General features: G+C 62.5%; 28 protein-coding genes. 11 read left to right on the top strand and 17 right to left on the bottom strand.

Going from position 1 to position 20543, the window contains the following annotated elements; translation table 11 throughout:
- Positions 1–87 precede the first annotated feature (87 nt).
- On the top strand, positions 88–270 hold the full coding sequence (locus AB6802_RS14620; RefSeq protein WP_371010815.1) for a DUF3008 family protein: 183 nt from the start codon (positions 88–90) through the stop codon (positions 268–270).
- Positions 271–277: 7 nt separating this feature from the next.
- Here the strand turns inward: AB6802_RS14620 and AB6802_RS14615 are convergent, their stop codons facing one another.
- Positions 278–490 carry a hypothetical protein gene (locus AB6802_RS14615; protein ID WP_371010814.1) on the bottom strand — a complete coding sequence of 71 codons (213 nt, stop codon included), beginning with the start codon at positions 488–490 and terminating at the stop codon, positions 278–280.
- A gap of 373 nt (positions 491–863) precedes the next feature.
- Positions 864–1061: a hypothetical protein gene (locus tag AB6802_RS14610; RefSeq protein WP_371010813.1), complete on the bottom strand. Its 198-nt coding sequence runs from the start codon at positions 1059–1061 to the stop codon at positions 864–866.
- A 369-nt stretch (positions 1062–1430) separates the two neighbouring features.
- Here AB6802_RS14610 and rpsD point away from each other — a divergent pair, with 369 nt between their 5' ends.
- From rpsD to AB6802_RS14590, 4 genes are all read left to right on the top strand, one after another.
- The gene (rpsD, locus tag AB6802_RS14605) at positions 1431–2048 is read left to right on the top strand and encodes a 30S ribosomal protein S4 (protein ID WP_371010812.1); all 618 of its coding nucleotides are present in this window, start codon (positions 1431–1433) and stop codon (positions 2046–2048) included.
- 106 nt (positions 2049–2154) lie between these two features.
- The gene (gene ttcA, locus AB6802_RS14600) at positions 2155–3060 is read left to right on the top strand and encodes a tRNA 2-thiocytidine(32) synthetase TtcA (protein ID WP_371010811.1); all 906 of its coding nucleotides are present in this window, start codon (positions 2155–2157) and stop codon (positions 3058–3060) included.
- Positions 3050–3877, top strand: coding sequence for an inositol monophosphatase family protein (locus tag AB6802_RS14595; protein ID WP_371010810.1), 828 nt, complete (start codon positions 3050–3052; stop codon positions 3875–3877). The genes ttcA and AB6802_RS14595 overlap by 11 nt, the downstream gene beginning before the upstream one ends.
- A gap of 67 nt (positions 3878–3944) precedes the next feature.
- A complete protein-coding gene (locus AB6802_RS14590) occupies positions 3945–4352 on the top strand; it encodes a hypothetical protein (protein WP_371010809.1) in 408 nt (135 codons plus the stop codon).
- A gap of 107 nt (positions 4353–4459) precedes the next feature.
- Here the strand turns inward: AB6802_RS14590 and AB6802_RS14585 are convergent, their stop codons facing one another.
- The 5 genes from AB6802_RS14585 to purL all read right to left on the bottom strand — a co-directional run bounded on the left by AB6802_RS14585 (position 4460) and on the right by purL (position 9482).
- A complete protein-coding gene (locus tag AB6802_RS14585; RefSeq protein WP_371010951.1) occupies positions 4460–5683 on the bottom strand; it encodes a multidrug effflux MFS transporter in 1224 nt (407 codons plus the stop codon).
- Positions 5684–5873: 190 nt separating this feature from the next.
- Positions 5874–6209 (bottom strand): Grx4 family monothiol glutaredoxin, encoded by a 336-nt coding sequence (gene grxD / locus AB6802_RS14580; protein ID WP_371010808.1) that lies wholly within the window; start codon positions 6207–6209, stop codon positions 5874–5876.
- A 134-nt stretch (positions 6210–6343) separates the two neighbouring features.
- Positions 6344–6577 carry a BolA/IbaG family iron-sulfur metabolism protein gene (locus AB6802_RS14575; RefSeq protein ID WP_015318146.1) on the bottom strand — a complete coding sequence of 78 codons (234 nt, stop codon included), beginning with the start codon at positions 6575–6577 and terminating at the stop codon, positions 6344–6346.
- 109 nt (positions 6578–6686) lie between these two features.
- Positions 6687–7214 (bottom strand): hypothetical protein, encoded by a 528-nt coding sequence (locus tag AB6802_RS14570; protein WP_371010807.1) that lies wholly within the window; start codon positions 7212–7214, stop codon positions 6687–6689.
- 36 nt (positions 7215–7250) lie between these two features.
- Positions 7251–9482, bottom strand: coding sequence for a phosphoribosylformylglycinamidine synthase subunit PurL (purL, locus tag AB6802_RS14565; protein WP_371010806.1), 2232 nt, complete (start codon positions 9480–9482; stop codon positions 7251–7253).
- A 186-nt stretch (positions 9483–9668) separates the two neighbouring features.
- On the opposite strand from purL, the gene AB6802_RS14560 reads away from it, so the two are divergent.
- Complete coding sequence (locus AB6802_RS14560; protein ID WP_371010805.1) at positions 9669–9833, top strand: hypothetical protein; 165 nt, start codon at positions 9669–9671, stop codon at positions 9831–9833.
- A 25-nt stretch (positions 9834–9858) separates the two neighbouring features.
- On the opposite strand, the gene AB6802_RS14555 is transcribed toward AB6802_RS14560, so the two are convergent.
- Entirely contained in the window at positions 9859–11271 is a 1413-nt protein-coding gene (locus AB6802_RS14555) for a PLP-dependent aminotransferase family protein (protein WP_371010804.1), read from the bottom strand.
- Positions 11272–11362: 91 nt separating this feature from the next.
- On the opposite strand from AB6802_RS14555, the gene AB6802_RS14550 reads away from it, so the two are divergent.
- Positions 11363–11605 carry a DUF1127 domain-containing protein gene (locus tag AB6802_RS14550; protein WP_371010950.1) on the top strand — a complete coding sequence of 81 codons (243 nt, stop codon included), beginning with the start codon at positions 11363–11365 and terminating at the stop codon, positions 11603–11605.
- Here AB6802_RS14550 and AB6802_RS14545 read toward each other — a convergent pair whose 3' ends face one another.
- The 7 genes from AB6802_RS14545 to purC all read right to left on the bottom strand — a co-directional run bounded on the left by AB6802_RS14545 (position 11606) and on the right by purC (position 15362).
- A complete protein-coding gene (locus AB6802_RS14545) occupies positions 11606–12235 on the bottom strand; it encodes a Pr6Pr family membrane protein (RefSeq protein ID WP_371010803.1) in 630 nt (209 codons plus the stop codon).
- A gap of 6 nt (positions 12236–12241) precedes the next feature.
- A complete protein-coding gene (locus AB6802_RS14540; RefSeq protein WP_371010802.1) occupies positions 12242–12652 on the bottom strand; it encodes a hypothetical protein in 411 nt (136 codons plus the stop codon).
- Positions 12653–12689: 37 nt separating this feature from the next.
- Positions 12690–13358 carry a phosphoribosylformylglycinamidine synthase subunit PurQ gene (gene purQ, locus AB6802_RS14535; RefSeq protein WP_371010801.1) on the bottom strand — a complete coding sequence of 223 codons (669 nt, stop codon included), beginning with the start codon at positions 13356–13358 and terminating at the stop codon, positions 12690–12692.
- Positions 13355–13906 (bottom strand): RNA 2'-phosphotransferase, encoded by a 552-nt coding sequence (locus AB6802_RS14530; RefSeq protein ID WP_371010800.1) that lies wholly within the window; start codon positions 13904–13906, stop codon positions 13355–13357. Before AB6802_RS14530 ends, purQ begins: the two co-directional genes overlap by 4 nt.
- Before the next feature lie 27 nt (positions 13907–13933).
- Positions 13934–14188, bottom strand: a complete 255-nt coding sequence (locus tag AB6802_RS14525) for a hypothetical protein (RefSeq protein WP_371010799.1) — start codon at positions 14186–14188, stop codon at positions 13934–13936.
- 19 nt (positions 14189–14207) lie between these two features.
- A complete protein-coding gene (gene purS / locus AB6802_RS14520; RefSeq protein ID WP_371010798.1) occupies positions 14208–14447 on the bottom strand; it encodes a phosphoribosylformylglycinamidine synthase subunit PurS in 240 nt (79 codons plus the stop codon).
- 120 nt (positions 14448–14567) lie between these two features.
- A complete protein-coding gene (gene purC / locus AB6802_RS14515) occupies positions 14568–15362 on the bottom strand; it encodes a phosphoribosylaminoimidazolesuccinocarboxamide synthase (RefSeq protein WP_371010797.1) in 795 nt (264 codons plus the stop codon).
- Positions 15363–15638: 276 nt separating this feature from the next.
- Here purC and AB6802_RS14510 point away from each other — a divergent pair, with 276 nt between their 5' ends.
- Both AB6802_RS14510 and AB6802_RS14505 read left to right on the top strand, forming a co-directional pair.
- Entirely contained in the window at positions 15639–15959 is a 321-nt protein-coding gene (locus AB6802_RS14510; RefSeq protein WP_371010796.1) for a DUF1476 domain-containing protein, read from the top strand.
- A 268-nt stretch (positions 15960–16227) separates the two neighbouring features.
- Positions 16228–17001, top strand: a complete 774-nt coding sequence (locus AB6802_RS14505; RefSeq protein WP_371010795.1) for an HpcH/HpaI aldolase/citrate lyase family protein — start codon at positions 16228–16230, stop codon at positions 16999–17001.
- Between the two features lie 150 nt (positions 17002–17151).
- Here the strand turns inward: AB6802_RS14505 and AB6802_RS14500 are convergent, their stop codons facing one another.
- Entirely contained in the window at positions 17152–17709 is a 558-nt protein-coding gene (locus AB6802_RS14500) for an RBBP9/YdeN family alpha/beta hydrolase (protein ID WP_371010794.1), read from the bottom strand.
- A 192-nt stretch (positions 17710–17901) separates the two neighbouring features.
- On the opposite strand from AB6802_RS14500, the gene AB6802_RS14495 reads away from it, so the two are divergent.
- Complete coding sequence (locus tag AB6802_RS14495; RefSeq protein WP_371010793.1) at positions 17902–18714, top strand: VOC family protein; 813 nt, start codon at positions 17902–17904, stop codon at positions 18712–18714.
- A gap of 51 nt (positions 18715–18765) precedes the next feature.
- On the opposite strand, the gene purB is transcribed toward AB6802_RS14495, so the two are convergent.
- On the bottom strand, positions 18766–20073 hold the full coding sequence (gene purB, locus AB6802_RS14490; protein WP_371010792.1) for an adenylosuccinate lyase: 1308 nt from the start codon (positions 20071–20073) through the stop codon (positions 18766–18768).
- A gap of 211 nt (positions 20074–20284) precedes the next feature.
- Between purB and AB6802_RS14485 the strand changes: the two genes are divergently transcribed.
- Positions 20285–20542, top strand: a complete 258-nt coding sequence (locus tag AB6802_RS14485) for a DUF2171 domain-containing protein (protein WP_371010791.1) — start codon at positions 20285–20287, stop codon at positions 20540–20542.
- The last annotated feature ends 1 nt before the right edge of the window (position 20543 follow it).

Genomic DNA, 20543 nt, shown 5'->3' with positions numbered 1-20543 from the left:
CGTCCTACACTGGCGCCCCACGTACGGGAAGGCTGGAACTGCCGCCGAAGCGCCGCGTTTCTCCTGACAGCAAAAGGAGAAACGACCATGCCCGCTACATCGCAAGCCCAGCAAAAAGCCGCCGGCGCCGCACTTTCCGCCAAGCGCGGCGAGACCAAGAAAAGCGAACTCAAGGGCGCGTCGCGCGAGATGTACGAATCGATGAGCGAGAAGCAGCTCGAGGAGTTCGCCGAGACCAAGCGCAAAAGCCTGCCCAAAAAGAAGTCGTAGCCGCGGCTTAGTGGTGGTTCTTGACGAAGCAGCGCTTGACCCGGTGGGTCACGTTGTGCGGGCGGCCGTTGCGCCAGACGCGCCGGGTGATCGTCTGCCAACGGCAGACTTGCTTAGCGCCGCCCGAGAACTTGGCATTGCCCGCGAAAGCCACTTCAGGCGCGCTGAAGGTCATGGGTGCTGACAGCAGAACCGCCATTATCAAAGCCGCATACTTCATGATGTCTCCTCGGTTGCCCTGGCTCAGAGAGCCCGAGCGCGGATGCTAGCGATTGGGGCGCGGCATCCCAATCACGAAGTCGGCAACTTCAAAGGGAAAGGACCGCGGCATGGACCCCGGCCTTCCTGGATTTGTCGTAAGCGTTGCTGGAACTGAGGCTCGTGAATGGAGCAAGTGACAGCGCCGAAACTTGTGGATGACCCACTGGCGGTGACCATTCTTTCAGATTCGGCGGCTTGTCTCTGCCTGCAGGCTCATGCGTGGTCCGATGCTGACAGCCATCCGCCAGCAAAAAAGCCCACGACGAATCGCGGGCTCTTTGAAATCCTTGGCACTTTCCGAGACATCGAAGCTGTTCCCGGTTGTCGGACGGTTACCAGCGGCGGCAGCGCTTTATCCGCTCGACGAACACCTTGCGGTGACCATGCCGCCACACCACTCTCTTCTTGACGATGACGCGGCAAACCTGTTTGTGGCCGTGCCAGTGACGGGCCATGGCCGGTTCCGGCGCTATCGCCATCGAACCTACAAGCACCGCGGCGCCTGCCAGGGTAAGGAAGAATTTCTTCATAAGAATTGCGCTCCTCTAACTCCAGTGGTGCCGTTGGCGCAGCAACCTCCCGCCACATCCGGCACTGCATCAGCGTCGGGAACGGTATATTGTTGCCTTACCCGAGGCCACTCACAAGCTTGACACCGGTTAAAACTCGGTTTAACCAGCCGCCAACGCCGGGCAGCGATGTCCGGTGTTTGTTTTGTATACATCAAGACCAGTCGCCTCGGTTGTCCTGGTCTTGTCTGAACCGACGTGTCCCGTGGGTTTTCCGTCGCTTTGCGTGGAAGACCCTGTCAGGTCCCGAAAACGGGGGCCAGAGGAGGGCGCGTTTCCTTCGCCCGGAGCCATGGGGTTTCCGGGTATGTTGTTTTGAAAGGGAATGCGATGAGCAAGCGCGAATCCGCGAAATACAAGATCGATCGCCGTCTTGGCGAAAATATCTGGGGCCGCCCGAAGTCCCCGGTCAACAAGCGTGAATACGGCCCCGGCCAGCACGGCCAGCGCCGCAAGGGCAAGCTTTCCGATTTCGGCCTGCAGCTGCGCGCCAAGCAGAAGCTGAAGGGTCACTATGGCGACGTTTCGGAAAAGCAGTTCCGCAAGGTCTATGAAGAGGCCGACCGCCGCAAGGGCGACACCTCCGAGAACCTGATCGGCCTGCTGGAGTCGCGTCTCGACGCGGTCGTCTACCGCGCCAAGTTCGTGCCGACCATCTTCGCGGCCCGTCAGTTCGTCAACCACGGCCATGTCAACGTCAACGGCAAGCGCGTCAACATCGGCTCGTACCGCTGCAAGCCGGGCGATGTCGTCGAGGTGCGCGAGAAGTCGAAGCAGCTCGTGATCGTGCTGGAGTCGGTTGGTCTCGCCGAGCGCGACGTGCCGGATTACATCGAAGCCGATCACAACAAGATGGTCGCGACCTTCGCCCGCGTTCCGGGCCTGGCGGACGTTCCGTTCGCCGTCCAGATGGAACCGAACCTGGTCGTTGAATTCTATTCGCGCTAAGCGAACTTTATCAGCCGCAACATCGAAGGCCGCCCTCGAGGCGGCCTTTTCTTTATGAGCTGTGTCCGTTAATCCGGGCGGCAACAGACCGCGGGGCATCAGCGCCATGAATATGCTGCCAGATACCAAATCGCTTGACGCAAAATCGATTGAGCCGATCGGCGACGATGCCGAAGGCGGTTTTCATCCACTGTTTGCCGACGTGCCGTCCTCGGTCGAGTTCAACAAGCTGCGCAAGCGGCTGCTCAGGCTGACACGCCAGGCGATCGTGGATTTCGCCATGGTCAAGCCCGGCGAGCGCTGGCTGGTGGCGCTATCGGGCGGCAAGGATTCCTACGGCCTGCTGGCGCTGCTGCTCGATCTCAAATGGCGCGGGCTGCTGCCGGTCGAGTTGCTGGCCTGCAATCTCGACCAGGGCCAGCCGAATTTCCCAAAACACATCCTGCCCGATTACCTCAATGCCAATGGCATTCAGCATCGCATCGAATACCAGGACACCTATTCGGTGGTGACCGACAAGCTGCCGCAGGGCAGCACCTATTGCTCGCTGTGCTCGCGGCTGCGGCGGGGGCATCTCTACCGCATCGCGCGGGAGGAGGGGTGCTCGGCCCTGGTGCTCGGCCATCACCGCGAAGACATTCTCGAAACCTTCTTCATGAACTTCTTTCATGGCGGGCGCCTCGCCGCCATGCCGCCCAAGCTCCTCAATGACGAAGGCGATGTCATGGTGCTGCGGCCGCTTGCCTATAATGCCGAGGCCGATCTCGAGAAATTCGCTGACGCCATGCGGTTCCCGATCATCCCTTGCGATCTCTGCGGCAGCCAGGAAGGGCTGCAGCGCAACGCGATGAAGGCGATGCTCGACGACATTGAAAAGCGCATGCCAGGTCGCAAGGACACGATGATCCGCGCCATGGCCAATGTGCGGCCCTCGCATCTGCTCGACCGAAAACTGTTCGACTTCGCAGCGCTCAATGAGAGCATCACAGCAGGGCAGGCCGATGACATTTGACGACCAATCGATCGACTGGCTGGCCGGGCTTCTCGCCGATGCGGCAACCGCCGAAATCATGCCGCGCTTCCGCCGGCTGGGCGAAGGCGATATCCGGCAGAAGACGTCAGCTGCCGACCTGGTGACCGAGGCGGATGTGAATGCCGAAAGGCTGATCACCGCCAGGCTGCGCGAGCGCTATCCCGACGCAACGGTGGTCGGCGAGGAAGCTTGCTCCGACAATCCGGCGCTGCTTGATGGCCTTGGCGATGCCGAGCTTGCCTTCGTCATCGATCCGGTCGACGGCACCTTCAACTTCGCTTCCGGCCTGCCCTTGTTCGGCGTCATGCTGGCTGTCGTCGTCAAGGGCGAGACGGTTGCCGGCATCATCCATGATCCGGTCGGCAAGGATTGGCTGATCGGCGCCAGGGGCGCGGGCAGCCATATCCGCCATGCGCATGGCGCGCTGGAAAAGGTTCATGTCGCGGCGCCGGTGCCGTTGTCGCAGATGACGGGCGCGGTCTCCTGGCAGTTTCTCGAGGAGCCGGAGCGCTCGCGGCTTGCCCGCAACCATACCAAGGCGCTGTCGCAAATCGCCTATCGCTGCGCGGCGCATGAATACCGGCTCCTGGCCAGTGGCCATGCGCATTTCGTCGTCTACAACAAGCTGATGCCGTGGGATCATCTTGCCGGCGCGCTGATCCATCAGGAGGCCGGCGGCCATGCGGCGCGGATCGACGGCAGCGCCTATCTGCCGTCGCATGTCGACGGCGGGCTGCTGGTGGCGCCGGACAAAGAGAGCTGGGACGAGTTGCGCCGCGAGCTTTGGGCCGAATAGGATAAGGCCCGTTGCGGGGCAGGAGGTCGGCAGGATCCCAATGACTTCGCAAGAAGTCGGGGGATGCATGAATTTCCGGTCCGCGGCGGTCGCTTTTGTCTTCGCCTTGATCCTGGGCGCAGGTTGCGGCAAGGCCCAGGCGCAGGACCGCGCCTGCGGCAGTCGCGACCCGGTCAATGCCATAGCCGAGATGTCGGGAGCCATTTACGCCTGCTGGCAGCCGCCGCGCGGGACCGGCGGCATGTCGCTGACATTGTGCTTTTCGCTTCGCCGGGACGGAACGCTTATCGGCAAGCCGCGCGCCACCTTCTCCAAGTTGGGGCCGGACGACGATTTGAACAGAGCTTTCGTCGCTTCGGTGGTTGCGGCTCTTGGAAAGGAACTGCCGGTGCCTTTCACCAAAGGCATGGGGGGCGCGATCGCGGGGCGCGTACTGTGCCCGCTCTTCACGGCGGCGGAGGAACGCAAATCCTGACCGTGCTTAGAGCGTTTCACCGTTTCATGGAAACGGCGAAGCGCTCCAACTCCTTGTTTTGACGCAATTCCGGACGGAAAACCGCTCACACTTTTCCTGGGATTGCCCTAGTGCAGGTCCGTGACGTGCCCTGAAACCGGCGCGTTGTGCGGCTGGAACATCTTGCCGCGCTCGGCGATGAGGATCATCAGCAGCGCCGCGACCGAGACGCTGCAGAAGCCCGCCGCCAGCGGCGTCACCGTGCCGTTGAAAGCCTGGCCGATCGCCGCGCCGATGAGGGCGCCGAGAAAGGTCTGCATGAAGCCCAGAATGGATGCAGCCGTGCCGGCGAGCTCGCCGAGCGGCTCCATGGCCAAGGCGTTGAAATTCGCGCCGAGCCCGCCAAAGGGCAGCATCGCTGAGGCAAAGAAGGTGATGAACAGCCAGAGCGGCATCTTCATTTCGAGGGAGACGACCAGCCAGGCGAGACTGATGCACAGGAACACAAGCAGCGCGCCTTGCGACAGGCGGCGCATGCCGACCTGGCCAACCAGCCGCGAGTTGAGGTAGTTCGAGAAAGCGAGCACGCCGGCGACGCCGGCGAAGATGACCGGGAACAGCTCGCCGACATGGAAGATGTCGACATAGATCTGCTGCGCGGAGCTGATGAAGCCGAACATGGCGGCGAAGATGAAGGTGCTGGCGAAGGCGTAGCACAGTGTCAGGCGGTTGGTGAGCACGATGCGGAAACCGCCGACAACCGAACTGACCGTCAGCGGCCGGCGGTATTCCGGATGCAGAGTCTCCGGCAGCCGCAGCAGTGCCCATGCCGAAACAAGCATCGCCCCGACGGCCATGGTGACGAAGATCCAGTGCCAGCTGGCAAACAGCATGATGAACTGGCCGATGCCCGGTGCTACGACCGGGATCGCCATGAACACCATGAAGATCAGCGACATCACCTCCGCCATGCGGCGTCCGTCGAACGTGTCGCGCACGATCGAGACTGCGATGACGCGGGTGGCTGCGGCGCCGAAGCCTTGGATGAGACGGCAGGTCAGCAAAAGGGCGAAGCTCGGCGCGATGGCGGCGGCGGCCGCGGCGGCGACATAGACAATCAGGCCGAAAACCAGCGGCGCGCGGCGGCCGTAGCGGTCTGAAATCGGCCCGAAGAAGAGCTGTCCGCCACCGAAGCCGAGCATATAGGCGGTGATGACATACTGGCGATGGTTCTCGCTCACGACACCGAGCGAGGCGCCGATCTGCTGCAGCGCCGGCAGCATGATGTCGATGGCCAGGGAATTGAGCGCCATGAGGGCCGCGCAGAGCGCGATGAACTCCCAGCGCGGAATGGGCAAGCGGGTTGCCGATTGCTGCGCTGCTGCCTGCTTGTCCACGGCGAAATCCGATCTTCCAAACGAACATGCGCCGGCTTGGCCGGCGCATCGGTCCGTCTCGTTCTCACTGTCGAGAACTACAATGCCGAGGTGGGGCAGCCTCGGAATTAGCGCTGCCAGCTATGATGCGGGCAGGCGCGTTCGATCAAGAGGCGGCTTTGACGGCGACGCCTTTTTCGACCAGGAAATCCTGCAACTCGCCGGCCTGGAACATCTCGCGCACGATGTCGCAACCGCCGACGAACTCACCCTTGACGTAGAGCTGCGGGATGGTCGGCCAGTTGGAATATTCCTTGATGCCCTGGCGCAGTTCGGCCGAGTCGAGCACGTTCACGCCTTTGTAGTCGGCGCCAATATAGTCGAGGATCTGCACCACCTGGCCGGAAAAACCGCACTGCGGGAAGCCGGGCGTGCCCTTCATGAAGAGCACCACGTCGTTGCTCTTCACTTCATTGTCGATGTAGTCGTTGATGCCGGTCATGGAAGGTCCTTTCACGCCTGTGGGAGTCAGGCTCGAAACATATCCTTCAAATAAACCCATAGATTGGCTGAAACAAGACGTTAGCCGCGCCGCCATCGCGATGGCGCAAGGGATAACGCGATTTTGGGCTAACCTCAGTCGGGAACGCTGGTCTGCAGCGCCAGCGCGTGCAGCACGCCGCCCATATTGCCCTTCAGCGCGTCATAGACCATCTGATGCTGCTGGACGCGGCTTTTGCCGCGAAAGCTTTCGGCCACGACCTCGGCCGCATAATGGTCGCCATCGCCGGCAAGATCGCGGATCGTCACCCTGGCGTCCGGGATGCCGTCCTTGATCAGTTTTTCGATGTCGTGGGCATCCATTGCCATGGCGGAATCCTATTTTAAGCGGGCAGCCAGGCGGCAGCCTGATGTGTGACTCGCGCGAGCCTAAAGCCTTTCTGGCCCGGATTGAAGCCGTTGGCTCGGGAATGGCAGGCTAAGCGTCATCCCGGCTGGAGTGGACCACACCGTCTTCCGTGATGTCGTCGCGGGTCGAGAATGCCCGGCCGAGGCTGAACGTCAGCACATAGAGCGGGATGTTGATCACCAGGACGACGACGGGAAGATAGCTCGTCATCTGCCATGCGGTTGAGAAGTAAGCCTGGCCGTAGCCGTCGCAGATCAACGAGGAGCCATATTCCCAGACCGCGCCGATCACTGCGGCAACGACGAAGAGTTTGACGCAGGTCACGATATGCCGTGCCCGCGCCGGGTCCGGCGCAAGCCTGTTCCACAGCACCAGGCAGACGATCGGAACCGCGTAGATAAGGTTCTGAACGACGAGCATCGGCAGCGTGGCGTTGGCCGAAGCCAGGAACTGCTCGCGCCTTTCCAACAGCGGACAAACCGCGCTCGAGGTCGTCGACAGCAGAAAAAACACGAACGGCCCGAGGAACCAGAAGAAGAACAGCGACGGCCAGAAGACGACTGCGATCAGCGCCCTGGCGGTTAAATCATGTCGCACCGCTGCACACTTTCGGGAGACATGCTTCCAGCCTGGTCAACTGGCCTGATCCATGAAGCGCGGGAACCAGCCTTCATGCGCGGCGGTCAGGTCGCCGACCGGGATCGCGCGGGCATTGCCGAGCTTCAGCGTGCTGCCGCCGGTGGTGCCGATCCATGGCGCGAAGATGCCAAGCTTTTCCTGCTGCTGGCGGATGGCGTCCCATTTCTTGCTTTGCGGATCGACCGACAGCGTCAGCAGATAGCGGCCCTGGTCCTCGCCGAACCAGACCGGGATCGGGTCGGTGCCGCTGAGCCCCGGAATGGTGGCGCCGATGCCCGAGGCCATCGCCATTTCGGCCAGCGCTACCGCGAGGCCGCCGTCGGAGAGGTCATGCGCGGCGGTCACGATTCCGGAGGCAATCAACGCGCGTACATGATCGCCAACACGCTTCTCATGCGCGAGGTCGACCGGCGGCGGCGGACCGTCGGCGCGGCCATGGATATCGCGCATATAGACGGACTGGCCGAGATGGCTGCCCCAGGTGGCGGGCGCGCCGACCAGCACGATCATCTGGCCTTCGTCGGCAAAGCCGATGCGCGTCATCTTCGACCAGTCGGCAATGAGGCCGACGCCGCCGATGGTCGGCGTCGGCAGGATGCCTTGGCCGTTGGTTTCGTTGTAGAGCGAGACATTGCCAGACACGATCGGGAAGCCGAGCGCCCGGCAGGCATCGCCGATGCCTTTCACCGCGCCGACCAACTGGCCCATGATTTCGGGCCGTTCCGGATTGCCGAAATTGAGGTTGTCGGTGGCGGCAAGGGGAAGGGCGCCGGTGGCGGTCAGGTTGCGCCAGCATTCGGCAACGGCCTGCTTGCCGCCCTCATACGGGTCGGCCTCGCAATAGCGTGGCGTGACGTCGGAGGAAAAGGCGAGCGCCTTGGTCGCGTGGCCTTCGACGCGCACCACGCCGGCATCGCCGCCGGGAAGCTGCAGCGAATTGCCCTGGATCAGCGTGTCATACTGCTCCCATACCCAGCGACGTGACGACAGGTTCGGTCCGCCGAGCATTTTGAGCAGCGCGTCGGCGACGTCGGCTTTCGGCGCGTCGTTTGCCGCAAGCGGCGCGGGCTTCCTGGATTCGACCCAGGGACGGTCATATTCCGGCGCCTGGTCGCCCAGATCCTTGATCGGCAGGTTGGCGACCTCGTCGCCCTGGTGGATGACACGGAAGCGAAGGTCGTCGGTGGTCTTGCCGACGATGGCGAAGTCGAGCCCCCATTTGCGAAAGATCGCCTCGGCTTCCTGCTCCTTCTCGGGGCGCAGCACCATCAGCATGCGCTCCTGGCTTTCCGAGAGCATCATCTCATAGGCGCTCATGCGCTCCTCGCGCACCGGCACCTTGTCAAGGTCGAGCTCGATGCCGAGATCGCCCTTGGCGCCCATCTCCACCGCCGAGCAGGTGAGGCCGGCCGCGCCCATGTCCTGGATGGCGATGACGGCGCCGGACGCCATCAATTCGAGGCAGGCTTCGAGCAGGCATTTCTCGGTGAAGGGGTCGCCGACCTGCACGGTCGGGCGCTTCTCGTCGATCTTGTCGTCGAACTCGGCCGACGCCATGGTGGCGCCGCCGACGCCGTCGCGGCCGGTCTTGGCGCCGAGATAGACGACCGGCAGGCCGACGCCCTTGGCTTCCGACAGGAAGATCGCATCGGTCTTGGCAAGACCGGCCGCGAAGGCATTGACCAGGATGTTGCCATTGTAGCGGGCGTCGAAATTGACCTCACCGCCGACCGTCGGCACGCCGAAAGCGTTGCCGTAGCCGCCGACGCCGGAAACCACGCCGCTGACCAGATGGCGTGTCTTTGGATGGTCCGGCGCGCCGAAGCGCAGCGCGTTCATCGCCGCGATCGGCCGCGCGCCCATTGTGAAGACGTCGCGCAAGATGCCGCCGACGCCGGTCGCCGCACCCTGGTAGGGCTCGATATAGGACGGGTGGTTGTGGCTCTCCATCTTGAAGACGACGCAGTCGCCGTCGCCGATGTCGACCACGCCGGCGTTCTCGCCCGGACCCTGGATGACCTGCGGTCCGGTGGTGGGCAGCGTGCGCAGCCACTTCTTCGAAGACTTGTAGGAGCAGTGCTCGTTCCACATCGCCGAGAAGATGCCAAGCTCGGTAAAGCTTGGCTCACGGCCGACCAGATCGAGGATGCGCTGGTATTCGTCGGGCTTCAGCCCGTGCGCGGCAATGAGTTCCGGGGTGATCGGCACGGAATTGGAAATGGTCATGGGCGGCGGGTTGTGTCCATGGTAAAGGGGAGCTTCGAGTCTTCCTCTTATCGCAAGCTTTGCGGCCGATACACCCATCGACCGAGGAAAAAACACGCAAAACAACCAACTATCGACAGCGAGGAGCCGGTGCGGAACGCTATGGCCTCCCAGCCGTTGGGGCTCGACCAATCAGGAGATTTTGAAATGGCTACCAGGCAAGGCAAGAAAGACAATCGCCTCTCGGAGAAGGAGGCCATGCATATCGCGGAAACCACCGACGTTTCGCCGAAGCAGGCCAAGGACCTGGCTGAGAAGCACGGCAAGGAAAAGGCCGTGAAGGAAGCCAAGAATTTCAAGGCAGAAGGCTGACCGTCAGCTTCGTCGGCCGCGCATCTCAGGAAAAGCTGTCGTAGCCGGCACGGCCTTCTTCCAGCAGCCGGCGGATCACCGCGACGCCGCCGGCGACGTCCTCGCGCCGTTTCGGTTGCGAGACGCCGAAGCGAACGGCGTGAAAAACCTGTTCGGAGCGGCCGGCCTTGAACTCGTCTTCGTCGTCGATGAGCACGCCATGCTCGAGACAGGCCTGCTTGAAGGTTCCGGACAGCCATGGTTCTGGCAAGGTCAGCCAGACGAAGGGTACTTTATCGTGCGACCGGAAGGCGAAGCCGGCCAGCGTTTCGCGCACGATCGCCATACGGGCGCTGATTTCGGCAATGCTGCGTCGGCTTATGTCATCGGCCTGCCCGGACAGCACCAGCCTGGCATTCACCTCCGCCAGCAGGAACGGCATGCCGCCGGTTATCATCTTGTGGGCGACACGGATGCGATGGCGGTAGGCGGGCGGGCAGGACAGCCAGCCACCGCGGACACCTGCGGCGACGGATTTTGACAACCCGCCGGCGACGATGGTGCGCTCAGGCGCATATTCGGCCAGCAGCGGCGCCGGATCGTCGGTCAGGCTGCCATAGAGATCGTCCTCGATGAGGACGACATTGTATTCGCGCGCGACGCGCGCGATCGCGGCGCGGCGCGGCGCCGACAGGCACGCCAAAGTGGGATTCTGCGCCGTCGGCATCAGGAAGATCATCTTCGGATGCTTTTGCGCGCAGACGCGCTCGAAATCCTCAGGGTCGATGCCTTCCTCGTCCGACGCCACCAGCGCCGTGCGGCGACCGATCAGGCCGGCACTGCGCGAAATCTGCGAATAGGTGAGGTGCTCGAAGGCGACATAGTCGCCGGGTGTGGTCAGCGCCGCGATCGCCGCCATCACCGCGGCATGGGTGCCGAGTGTGGGAACGATGGCCTCAGTGGCCGGACGGAAGGAATTGCGCGACAGCCAGCGGGCGCCGGCTTCGAACCAGCGATCCGGAAAATCCCTAGTGTAGCTCGAAATCTCATGCGGATAGTCCTGCGCCGTGCGCGACAGCATATCGGCGACAATGGCGCCCTGGCCGATGTCGGGCGCCGCCGTGCTGTCGAAGCGCAGCTTGCCGGGCGGCGCGTCGACATAGCGCGTGCCTTGCACGGCGGGTGCGGCGAATTCGGGCGTCGCCGTTTCCGATTGCCGGGCCAGCACATAGGTGCCGCGCCCGACTTCGCCGCTGACCAGCCCGCGCTCGCGCAGCAGCTGATAGGCGCGGCCCACCGTGCCGACGGTGGTGCCGATGTCATAGGCAAGGTCGCGCTGTGGCGGCAGTTTCGCACCGGCATCGATGACGCCCTTGTCGATATCTGACTCAATGCTGTCAGCAAGACGCTGATAGAGCGGACCGGAACCAGAGGAGAGGTCAGGGAGCCAATTTGTCATGGTGACAATTTTCTATATTGCCCCGCGAGATGAGTCAATCCATATCGAGTTTGCGATTGAAAGGGTGCAATCGAGACAAGGTGGAACGACAATGGATACAATCGAGACAATTCGCTACACCGGTCCGGCGCTCAAGGTCCGGACGCAGGTTCGCGGGGGCTTTGTGAATCGCGTCGTCATTATGCTCGGTTCAATCGCCCGCCAACTCGACCGGATGCTCGAACGCCGCCGCGGCCGCCTTGCCTTGCTGGAAATGACCGACGAGCAGCTCAAGGACATCGGCGTCTCGCGCTGCGACGCACACCGCGAAGGTATCAGGTCGTTCTGGGAGTGATCAACGGCGCAGCCGTGCGATGCCGCGATCGACAAGCACGGCCAACACGCTCAATCCGACAAACAGCGCGGTGATGGCCAGCGATGCCAAGGCGACGCTGGCCGCGCCGTTCTTGGAGACATCGAGGAACGGGTAGGGCACCTCGCCGGCAAAAGGCGCGCGTATCAGCGCATAGGCGAGGTAGGCGAGCGGGTAGATCATCCACCAGGAGATGTCGCGCCAACGCGTGGCGCCGTCGGCGCCCGCGAACAGCCACCACAGCACGAAGATCACCGGCGTTACGTAGTGCAGCAGCACGTCGCAGAGCAGGAACAGCCCTTGCGGCTGCCACAGCCTTGCCAGCACCGCCGCATAGACGATGAAGACCAGAGTTATCGAGACCGCGACGCCGGCGCGCATCCGTGCGCCGGCGAAGGCCGGGAACCAGGCGTAGCCGACCGGTGACACCAGCGAAGCGTGTACCAGCACGGCCGCGATGTTGGTCAGGATGGTGAAGAAGCTGAAATAGAAGACGATCGAGCCGAGCAGGCCGCGGCCGGCCGCCATCGATGCCGGCATGCTGATTGCGAACTGCAGGACAAGCCCGGCGAGGCCGATAACCAGTCCCGCGATCTGCAGGAACCGGGCCATGGCGGCTTACGCGGCTGCCGTGCAGGACGGATTGCCTGCCTGCCAGCGGGCGATGTCGGAACCGATGCGTGCGCCGAGCGGATCGTTCATCAGCGGTCCGAAGGCGTCGACGCGGCTGGAATTGCCCTGCGCCTGCACGACCAGCAGCGGCTTGCCGCCATATTGCTTGGCCGGCACCAGGAGGAAGCGCGGCGTGCCGCTGAACGAGTTCAGCTCATTGGCCATCTGATAGGATTTGAAGGCCGGATCCTTGCTGGCGATCCAGCATTTGTGCGCCGAGATGGCGACCTGCTCCATGGCCAGCAACGAGGCGCTTTTACCGGAAGATACCGGCGCGGTCTTCGGGCTGGACTGGCAGGAAGCCAGGGCAAGCCCGGCGGCGGCCAGGAGAGCAAGGCGAGAAATCGTCGGTCTCATGGTCAGTCCGCCCCTGCGTTCTGGAAGTCTTAAAAGATCAAGCAGCGATGCCGAGCGCGCTTTCGAACAGCGCCCGGCCGTCATTGCCGCCGTGTGCTGCCTCGATCAAGTTCTCCGGATGCGGCATCAGGCCGAGAACATTGCCCTTGTCGTTGACGATGCCGGCGATGTCGTTGATCGAGCCGTTGGGGTTGGTGCCTTCCGCATAGCGGAACACCACCTGGCCTTCGCCTTCGAGACGGGCGAGCGTCTCGGCGTCGGCGAAATAATTGCCGTCGTGGTGCGCCACCGGCGAGCGGATGATTTGCCCGGGCTGGTAGCGGCGGGTGAACATGGTATTGGCGTTGGCGATCTCGAGCTTGACCTGCCGGCATACGAATTTCAGCGACGAATTGCGCATCAGCGCGCCGGGCAGCAGGCCGGCCTCGACCAGGATCTGGAAACCGTTGCAGACACCGATGACGGTGACGCCCTTGGCGGCCTTTTCGGCGACCGCCCGCATCACCGGCATGCGCGCCGCGATCGCGCCGCAACGCAGATAGTCACCGAAGGAGAAGCCGCCGGGAATTGCGATCAGGTCGACATCGGGGATTTCGGTGTCGGTCTGCCACACGGTCGCCGGCGCCTGGCCGGAAATCTTGGTCAGCGCCGCGATCATGTCGCGGTCGCGGTTGAGGCCGGGCAGGAGGACGACGGCTGATTTCATGGCAGTTCCCGTTCGCTGGTCGCTTGCAGATACCGGGGTGGAACGTGGTCGGTCAACCAGACACCATTGCCGGAGAGGAAGAAAATCAGCCCATCCCCAGCCATGGCCGCCGAGTCGACGCGCAGGATAACATCTTTTCCCTTGCGGCGCCGTGCCACGACGAGAGCCGTCCCAATGTCTTTCGACAGATGCACATGCTGGCGCGACTGGCTGCGCAGCCCCTCGCGCAGAATGGCCGGGAGAAACCCTTCCTTGGTGCCGTGATAGAGGACGGCAGGCGGGTTGCTTGGCGCCAGGCCAAGATCGATGTCGACGCTGTGGCCCTGCACGGCGCGAATGCGGTCGCCTTCGATGGCGAACCGCTGTTTCGGGTTTTCCGCAACGATGCGCGCAACATCGGTGGTCGAAGCGCCGAATTTCCGTTCGATCACAGCGCAGAGAGCGCCGAGATCGGCCCAGCCATTCTCGTCAAGCGTGAGGCCTGCCTGCTCCGGAGCATGCCGCAGCACAAGGCTCATGAATTTCGAAATCTGGATGTCGTCCGGCATGAGTCTGGGTCACACGCCGAGCCAATTCTATTTCGGCTCAAACGGTTTTTGAGCCTCGGCGAGTTCTCGCAACTCAAGGCGGCGTTCAATATGTTCAAGCCGATTGTCTTGGCGGGCGAGCACGCCATAAATGTTGCGGATGTCGCCCTCAGTGGCAATCAGGTGGCCGCGGATAGAACCAAGCTCGGACCTCACCTCTCCAAGCGTCATATCCATCCTGTCCAATCGAGATTGAATCGACCTGAGGATCTCAAATATCAGGCTTCCATCAATCTCGGCCACCAATGCCTCCGGTACAACCTCAGGTTATGACCATACTATAGTTCTCAATCACCGTGTTTGCCAGAAGCTTGTCGCACATTGCCTTGAGGTCGGCCTCGGCCTTGGCCTTGTCGGTTCCGGTGAGCTCGATGTCGAACACCTTGCCCTGGCGTACCTGGCCGACGCCGTCGAAGCCCAGCCCGGACAGCGCGTGTTCGATCGCCTTGCCCTGCGGGTCGAGGACGCCGTTTTTGAGGGTCACGGTGATGCGGGCTTTCATCGATGCTCCTGAAATGATCGGTCGTTTGGTCGGCGGGCCTGCCGCTGCCGGCAGGCCGCTGATTTGTCTTGTTGCGCAATTCCGGACGGAAAACCGTTACACACTTTTCCCGGAATTGCTCTAGTGCTTCAAGCCCTTCGGCGGCTCGGACGAGGCGACGAGCACCGGGCCGGTCGGGCGCGGCGGCTCGTTCTCGTTGATGATGCCGAGGCGGCGGGCAACTTCCTGATAGGCCTCGACCAGGCCGCCCATGTCGCGGCGGAAACGGTCCTTGTCGAGCTTGTCCTGGGTGGCGACGTCCCACAGCCGGCAGGAATCCGGCGAGATCTCGTCGGCAACCACGATGCGCATCATGTCACCCTCGAACAGGCGGCCGCATTCGATCTTGAAGTCGACGAGCTGGATGCCGACGCCGAGGAACAGGCCGGACAGGAAGTCGTTGACGCGGATGGCCAAGGCCATGATGTCGTCGATTTCCTGCGGGCTTGCCCAGCCAAAGGCGGTGACGTGCTCTTCCGACACCATCGGGTCGTCGAGCGCATCGGCCTTGTAATAGAACTCGATGATCGAGCGCGGCAGCACCGTGCCTTCCTCGATGCCGAGGCGCTTGGACAGCGAGCCGGCGGCGACGTTGCGCACCACCACCTCGAGCGGAATGATCTCGACTTCCTTGATCAGCTGCTCACGCATGTTGAGCCGGCGGATGAAATGAGTCGGGATGCCCATGCGGTTCAGGTGGTTGAAGATATATTCGGAAATGCGGTTGTTGAGCACGCCCTTGCCGTCGATGACCTCGTGCTTCTTCTTGTTGAAAGCCGTGGCGTCATCCTTGAAGAACTGGATCAGCGTGCCCGGTTCCGGCCCTTCATAGAGGATCTTGGCCTTGCCTTCATAAATGCGGCGGCGATTTTTCATTTGATTTTTTCTCTGGATCTGCGGGCAGGCGGCAAGTGACCAGTTCCTGTCCGTCTGCCTAAATTAGTATGGCGACGGTGGTGTTCAATGCCGGTGTTATCGCAATCGCCTTATTTGCTCAATCGGCAAATCCGGCGAATCAACCGCTTTGCGGACTGAAATGCCGCAGCGCAGCATATGACGAAGCATATTGACCGGCTCGCGGCCTTTTGATTTGTGCTTGCCCACCACACATATTCAGCGCCACGCGAATCGGATTTTGACCGGAGGGACGTTATGAGCAGCATGAAAGACCGCGAAGAGGGTTTTGAGCGCAAATTCGCCTTCGATGAGGAACTCCGCTTCAAGGCCTCGGCGCGCCGCAACAAGGCGCTCGGTCTGTGGGCCGCCGAAAAACTCGGCAAATCCGGCGCCGACGCCGACGCCTATGCCAAGGAAGTGGTGGTTTCCGATATCGAGGAAGCCGGGGACCACGATGTCTTCCGCAAGATCCGCAAGGATTTCGACGCCGCCGGCGTCAGCCAGTCGGATCATCAGATCCGCCGCACCATGGACGAATTGATGGCGCAGGCGATCGAGCAGATCAAAAACACCTGATCCGACCGAAGCAGGTCGGCGAAATGTCATACGTTTTGCGGCGGACCCTGCGACAGGCGAACGGATAACTGGACCAATCGACCGCCCGGCTTAGCCGGGCGGTTTTTCTTTGCCTTTGCCGCTGTTTCGCGCTGAAACTGCATTGGAGCGACGTGCGTCCGTTTGGACGCACAAAGTATGCGCTCCAACGCTTTGAGTTGGCGCATCGTGCTTTCCGAAAATCGAACCCGATTTTCGGGCCGATGCGCTGTTAACAAGGAAAGTTCCAATGTCGCTGAAATCCCGCCTGGCTGCCGATGAAACGCTGTTCACCGCCTGGTCCGGCGTGCCGGACGCGCTGACAGTGGAAATCATCGCCAAGCAGGGTTTTGACGCCGTTACACTCGACATGCAGCATGGCGGGCATCACGAGGACAGCGTGTTGCGCGGCCTGGTGCCGGTGCTTGCCGCCAATAAGCCGGCTTTGGTGCGCATCCCGGTCGGCCGTTTCGATATGGCGAGCCGCGCCCTCGATTTCGGCGCCGAGGCGGTGATCGCGCCGATGGTCAACTCCGTGGCGGATGCCAGGCAGTTCGCGGCAGCCATGAAATATCCGCCGATGGGCGAGCGTTCCTGGGGGCCGACCTATGCCTTTCCGCGTCACGGAAAAGGCGACCATGCCGAATGGCTGCGCGACACCAACCAGCGCACCATGGCGTTTGCGATGGTCGAGACGCGCGCGGCCTTGGAGGCGCTCGACGGCATTCTCGAAACCCCCGGCATCGACGGCATCTTCGTCGGGCCGTCGGATTTCTCGATCGCCTGGTCGAACGGCATGACGATAAATTCGACGCTGGAAAGCATGATGGAGACGGTGGCTTCGATCGCCGAGCGCACGCGCAAGGCCGGCAAGCACGCGGCGACCTACATCGTCGAGCCGGCGATTGCCGGGCGCATGGTGGCGATGGGCTATCGGCTGCTCGCCATGGGCTCGGACCACGCGCTTATCTCGCTCGGCGCCAAGACGCTTTTGAAGAGCATGCGCGATTCGATCGGCGCTTAAGGTGTGTTGATCTTCAGGTGAGGCCGGCCTGCAAATGGCGGTTTCCTGCGCTTCCGGTGCTCACGTACTTAAAGTACGCTCCGCTCCGGTTCTCGGAAATCGTCATTTTCGACTCAGCCTGACCTGAATCTCCACACACCTTGGTCCGTATCAGGGCGCCTTCAACTCGGTCAGGAACTTGGCGAAGGTCATCGAGCCCTCCGGCCATGGACCGAAGCCTGCGTCCTCGTTGAGATGGCCGGTTTCGCCGGCGTCGATGAACAGAGACCCCCAGGCGCCGGCAATGTCCTCGGCGACATTGAAGGCGCAAAACGGGTCGTTGCGGCTGGCGATGACGATCGAGGGAAAAGGCAGCGGCTCGCGTGAGTAGGGGCCGAAGGTCATCAGGTGCCTCGGCCTTATCTCGGGGTTGGCGACGTCGGGCGGCGCCACGAAGAAGGCGCCGGCCACCGGCTTCCTGAACTGGGGGATGGCCTGCACGGCCGCCGCGACGCCGAGCGAATGGGCGACAAGCACCACCGGACGTTCGGCCTCGTTGACAGCGTTCGCCACGCTTGCCGTCCAATCCTCGCGCACCGGCTTCGTCCATTCGGCCTGTTCGACCCGACGTGCCGTCGATAGTTTCGACTGCCAGCGGGTCTGCCAGTGTTCGGGGCCGGAATTGGTGTAGCCTGGCACGATCAGTATGTCTGCGTCTTTGACTTTCATGGCGCCGATGTAGCGAGCCGCCTTTCCGCCTGCAACCCCGCCTGAACATCGGCTCTGATCGCAATCGTGAACAACCTGTTCGATTCTTGCTGTCTTGTGTGAACGATCGCAATCGACGATTTGGATGGGGAGCAATGACTGGCGGCCTGGAGAGTCCTTTTTGGGAGAAATGCCGCCCTAACGGAGAGTTTGATGAGCGAATTGCCTTTTGCCGCGACCACCCCGGTCAGCGTCTCGCGCGTCGGATTGAAGGCGCGCGACGCCGAGAGTCTGGCTGCCTATTACCGCGCCGTCGTCGGCTTGCAGGAACTGAGCCGCGCCGATGGCGCGATCACGCTCGGGGCGGCCAACCGTCCGCTGCTGGTGGTGGAGCAGGATTCTTCGGCCAAGCCCGACGATCCGCACAGCGCCGGTCTTTTCCACACCGCTTTCCTGTTGCCGTCGCGCGCCGATCTCGGCCGCTGGATCAGCCATGCCGCAGCCAGCCAGATCCGCATCGAGGGGGCATCCGACCATCTGGTCAGCGAGGCGCTTTACCTGACCGACCCGGAAGGCAACGGCATCGAAATCTATGCCGACCGCCTGCCGAAAGATTGGAAATGGAACGGCAACCAGATCGCCATGGCGACGGAGCGGCTGAACCTGCCGGCGGTCGTGGCCAGCGTTCCGGCCGGTGACGCCGGCTGGCAGGGTGCGCCGGAAAACTCCATTATCGGTCACGTGCATCTGCGCGTCGGCCGTCCGCAGGATGCCGAGGCCTGGTGGCATGACCAGTTCGGCTTCGACACGGTGGCGAAATATGGCGGCCAGGCGGTGTTCCTGTCGTCTGGCGGCTACCACCACCATATCGGCGCCAATGCTTGGCAGAGCGCCGGCGCCGGCCGCCGTGATCCGTCCCGCGCGGGCCTCGCCTGGGTCGAGATGCGCTCGGATATTGCGAAGGCCGAGACGAGCCGGGAGGATCCGTGGGGCACGGTGATCAGGACGGTTCCTGGGAAAGCTTGACTGGGCGTTGGCGACAGCTTCTTTCTCCCCGTGAACGGGGAGAAGGAAAGATCATGCTTCCCCGAACACCCGCTTGAAGATCGTGTCGACGTGTTTGGTGTGGTAGCCGAGATCGAATTTTTCGCGCAACTCGGCTTCGGGAAGAGCGGCTGTGACTTCCTTGTCAGCTAACAATTCCTCAAGGAAATCAGCGCCATGCTCCCAGACTTTCATGGCGTTGCGCTGCACCAGGCGGTAGGCGTCCTCGCGGCTGACGCCGGCCTGCGTGAGCGCCAGAAGCACGCGTTGCGAATGCACCAGGCCGCGGAACTTGTTCATGTTCCTCAGCATGTTGTCGGGATAGACGAGCAACTTGTCGATGACGCCGGTCAGCCGCGCCAGCGCGAAGTCGAGCGTCACCGTCGCATCCGGTCCGATCATGCGCTCGACCGATGAATGCGAGATGTCGCGCTCATGCCAGAGCGCGACGTCTTCCATCGCCGGCATCGCCATCGAGCGCACCATGCGGGCGAGACCGGTTAGGTTTTCCGTCAGCACCGGGTTGCGCTTGTGCGGCATTGCCGACGAGCCTTTCTGGCCCGGCGAGAAATACTCTTCCGCTTCCAGCACCTCGGTGCGTTGCAGATGCCGGACCTCCGTCGCAAGCCGCTCGACCGACGAGGCGATGACACCGAGCGTGGCGAAGAACATGGCGTGACGATCGCGCGGGATCACCTGCGTTGAGACCGGCTCCGGCTTCAGGCCGAGTTTTGCCGCCACATGCTCTTCGACATAGGGCTCGATGTTGGCGAAGGTGCCGACCGCGCCGGAGATGGCGCAGGTGGCAATATCCTCCCGCGCATGCACCAGCCGCTCGCGGCAGCGCGAGAATTCGGCATAGGCCTGCGCCAGCTTGACGCCGAAGGTCGTCGGCTCGGCATGGATGCCATGGCTGCGGCCGATGGTGACGGTGTCCTTGTGCTCGAAGGCGCGCCGCTTCAGCGCGGCGAGCAAGGCATCGATATCGGCCAGCAGGATGTCGCTGGCGCGGCTCAACTGCACGGCAAGACAGGTATCGAGCACGTCGGACGAGGTCATGCCCTGGTGGATGAAGCGGGCGTCCGGCCCGACGAACTCGGCAAGATGGGTCAGGAAGGCGATGACGTCGTGCTTGGTGACGCGCTCGATCTCGTCGATCTTGTCGACGTCGAATTTGGCCGCACCGCCCCTTTCCCAGATGGTTTTTGCCGCTTCCTTCGGGATGACGCCCAGTTCGGCCAGTGCATCGCAGGCATGTGCCTCGATCTCGAACCAGATGCGGAAGCGGGTTTCGGGCGACCAGATGGCGACCATGTCCGGCCGTGAGTAGCGAGGGATCATTCTTTAAAAGTCCTGCCTGGAAAAGCGTTGGTCGCGTCCTAACAGAGGTGGACAAAATGCTCAACGCCGCTGCCGCGCACAGCTGTCTCATTGGCGTCATGCCCGTCAAAGCATGATGAGCAGCCGCGCTATGCATCCAATCGGGCGTTCATTTGTTATTGTCGGCCGTCAGGCATCCAAAACGACGCACGGCCACCAGTGGAGAATCAACATGACCACCGACGTCAGCAAGATACGCGAACATATGGAAGTAATCGGCGCCGACGGCGTCCATATCGGCACCGTCGACAAGGTCGAGGGCGAACGGATCAAGCTGACCAAGGACGACAGCGGCATGGGCGCGCATAAGGGCCATCACCACTATATCCCGCTCGCGCTGTTTGCCGAGATCGAGGAAGGCAAGGTCTGGCTGTCGGCCAATTCCGATGTGGCGGTCACCTTTGAGGAAGAAAAATCCGATCCGACCTGAT

It is taken from the genome of Mesorhizobium sp. RCC_202, assembly GCF_041355295.1.
Lineage (GTDB): Bacteria > Pseudomonadota > Alphaproteobacteria > Rhizobiales > Rhizobiaceae > Mesorhizobium.
The sequence above is the reverse complement of the archived record's forward strand: the minus strand, read 5'-3'. Positions and strand labels throughout refer to the sequence as shown.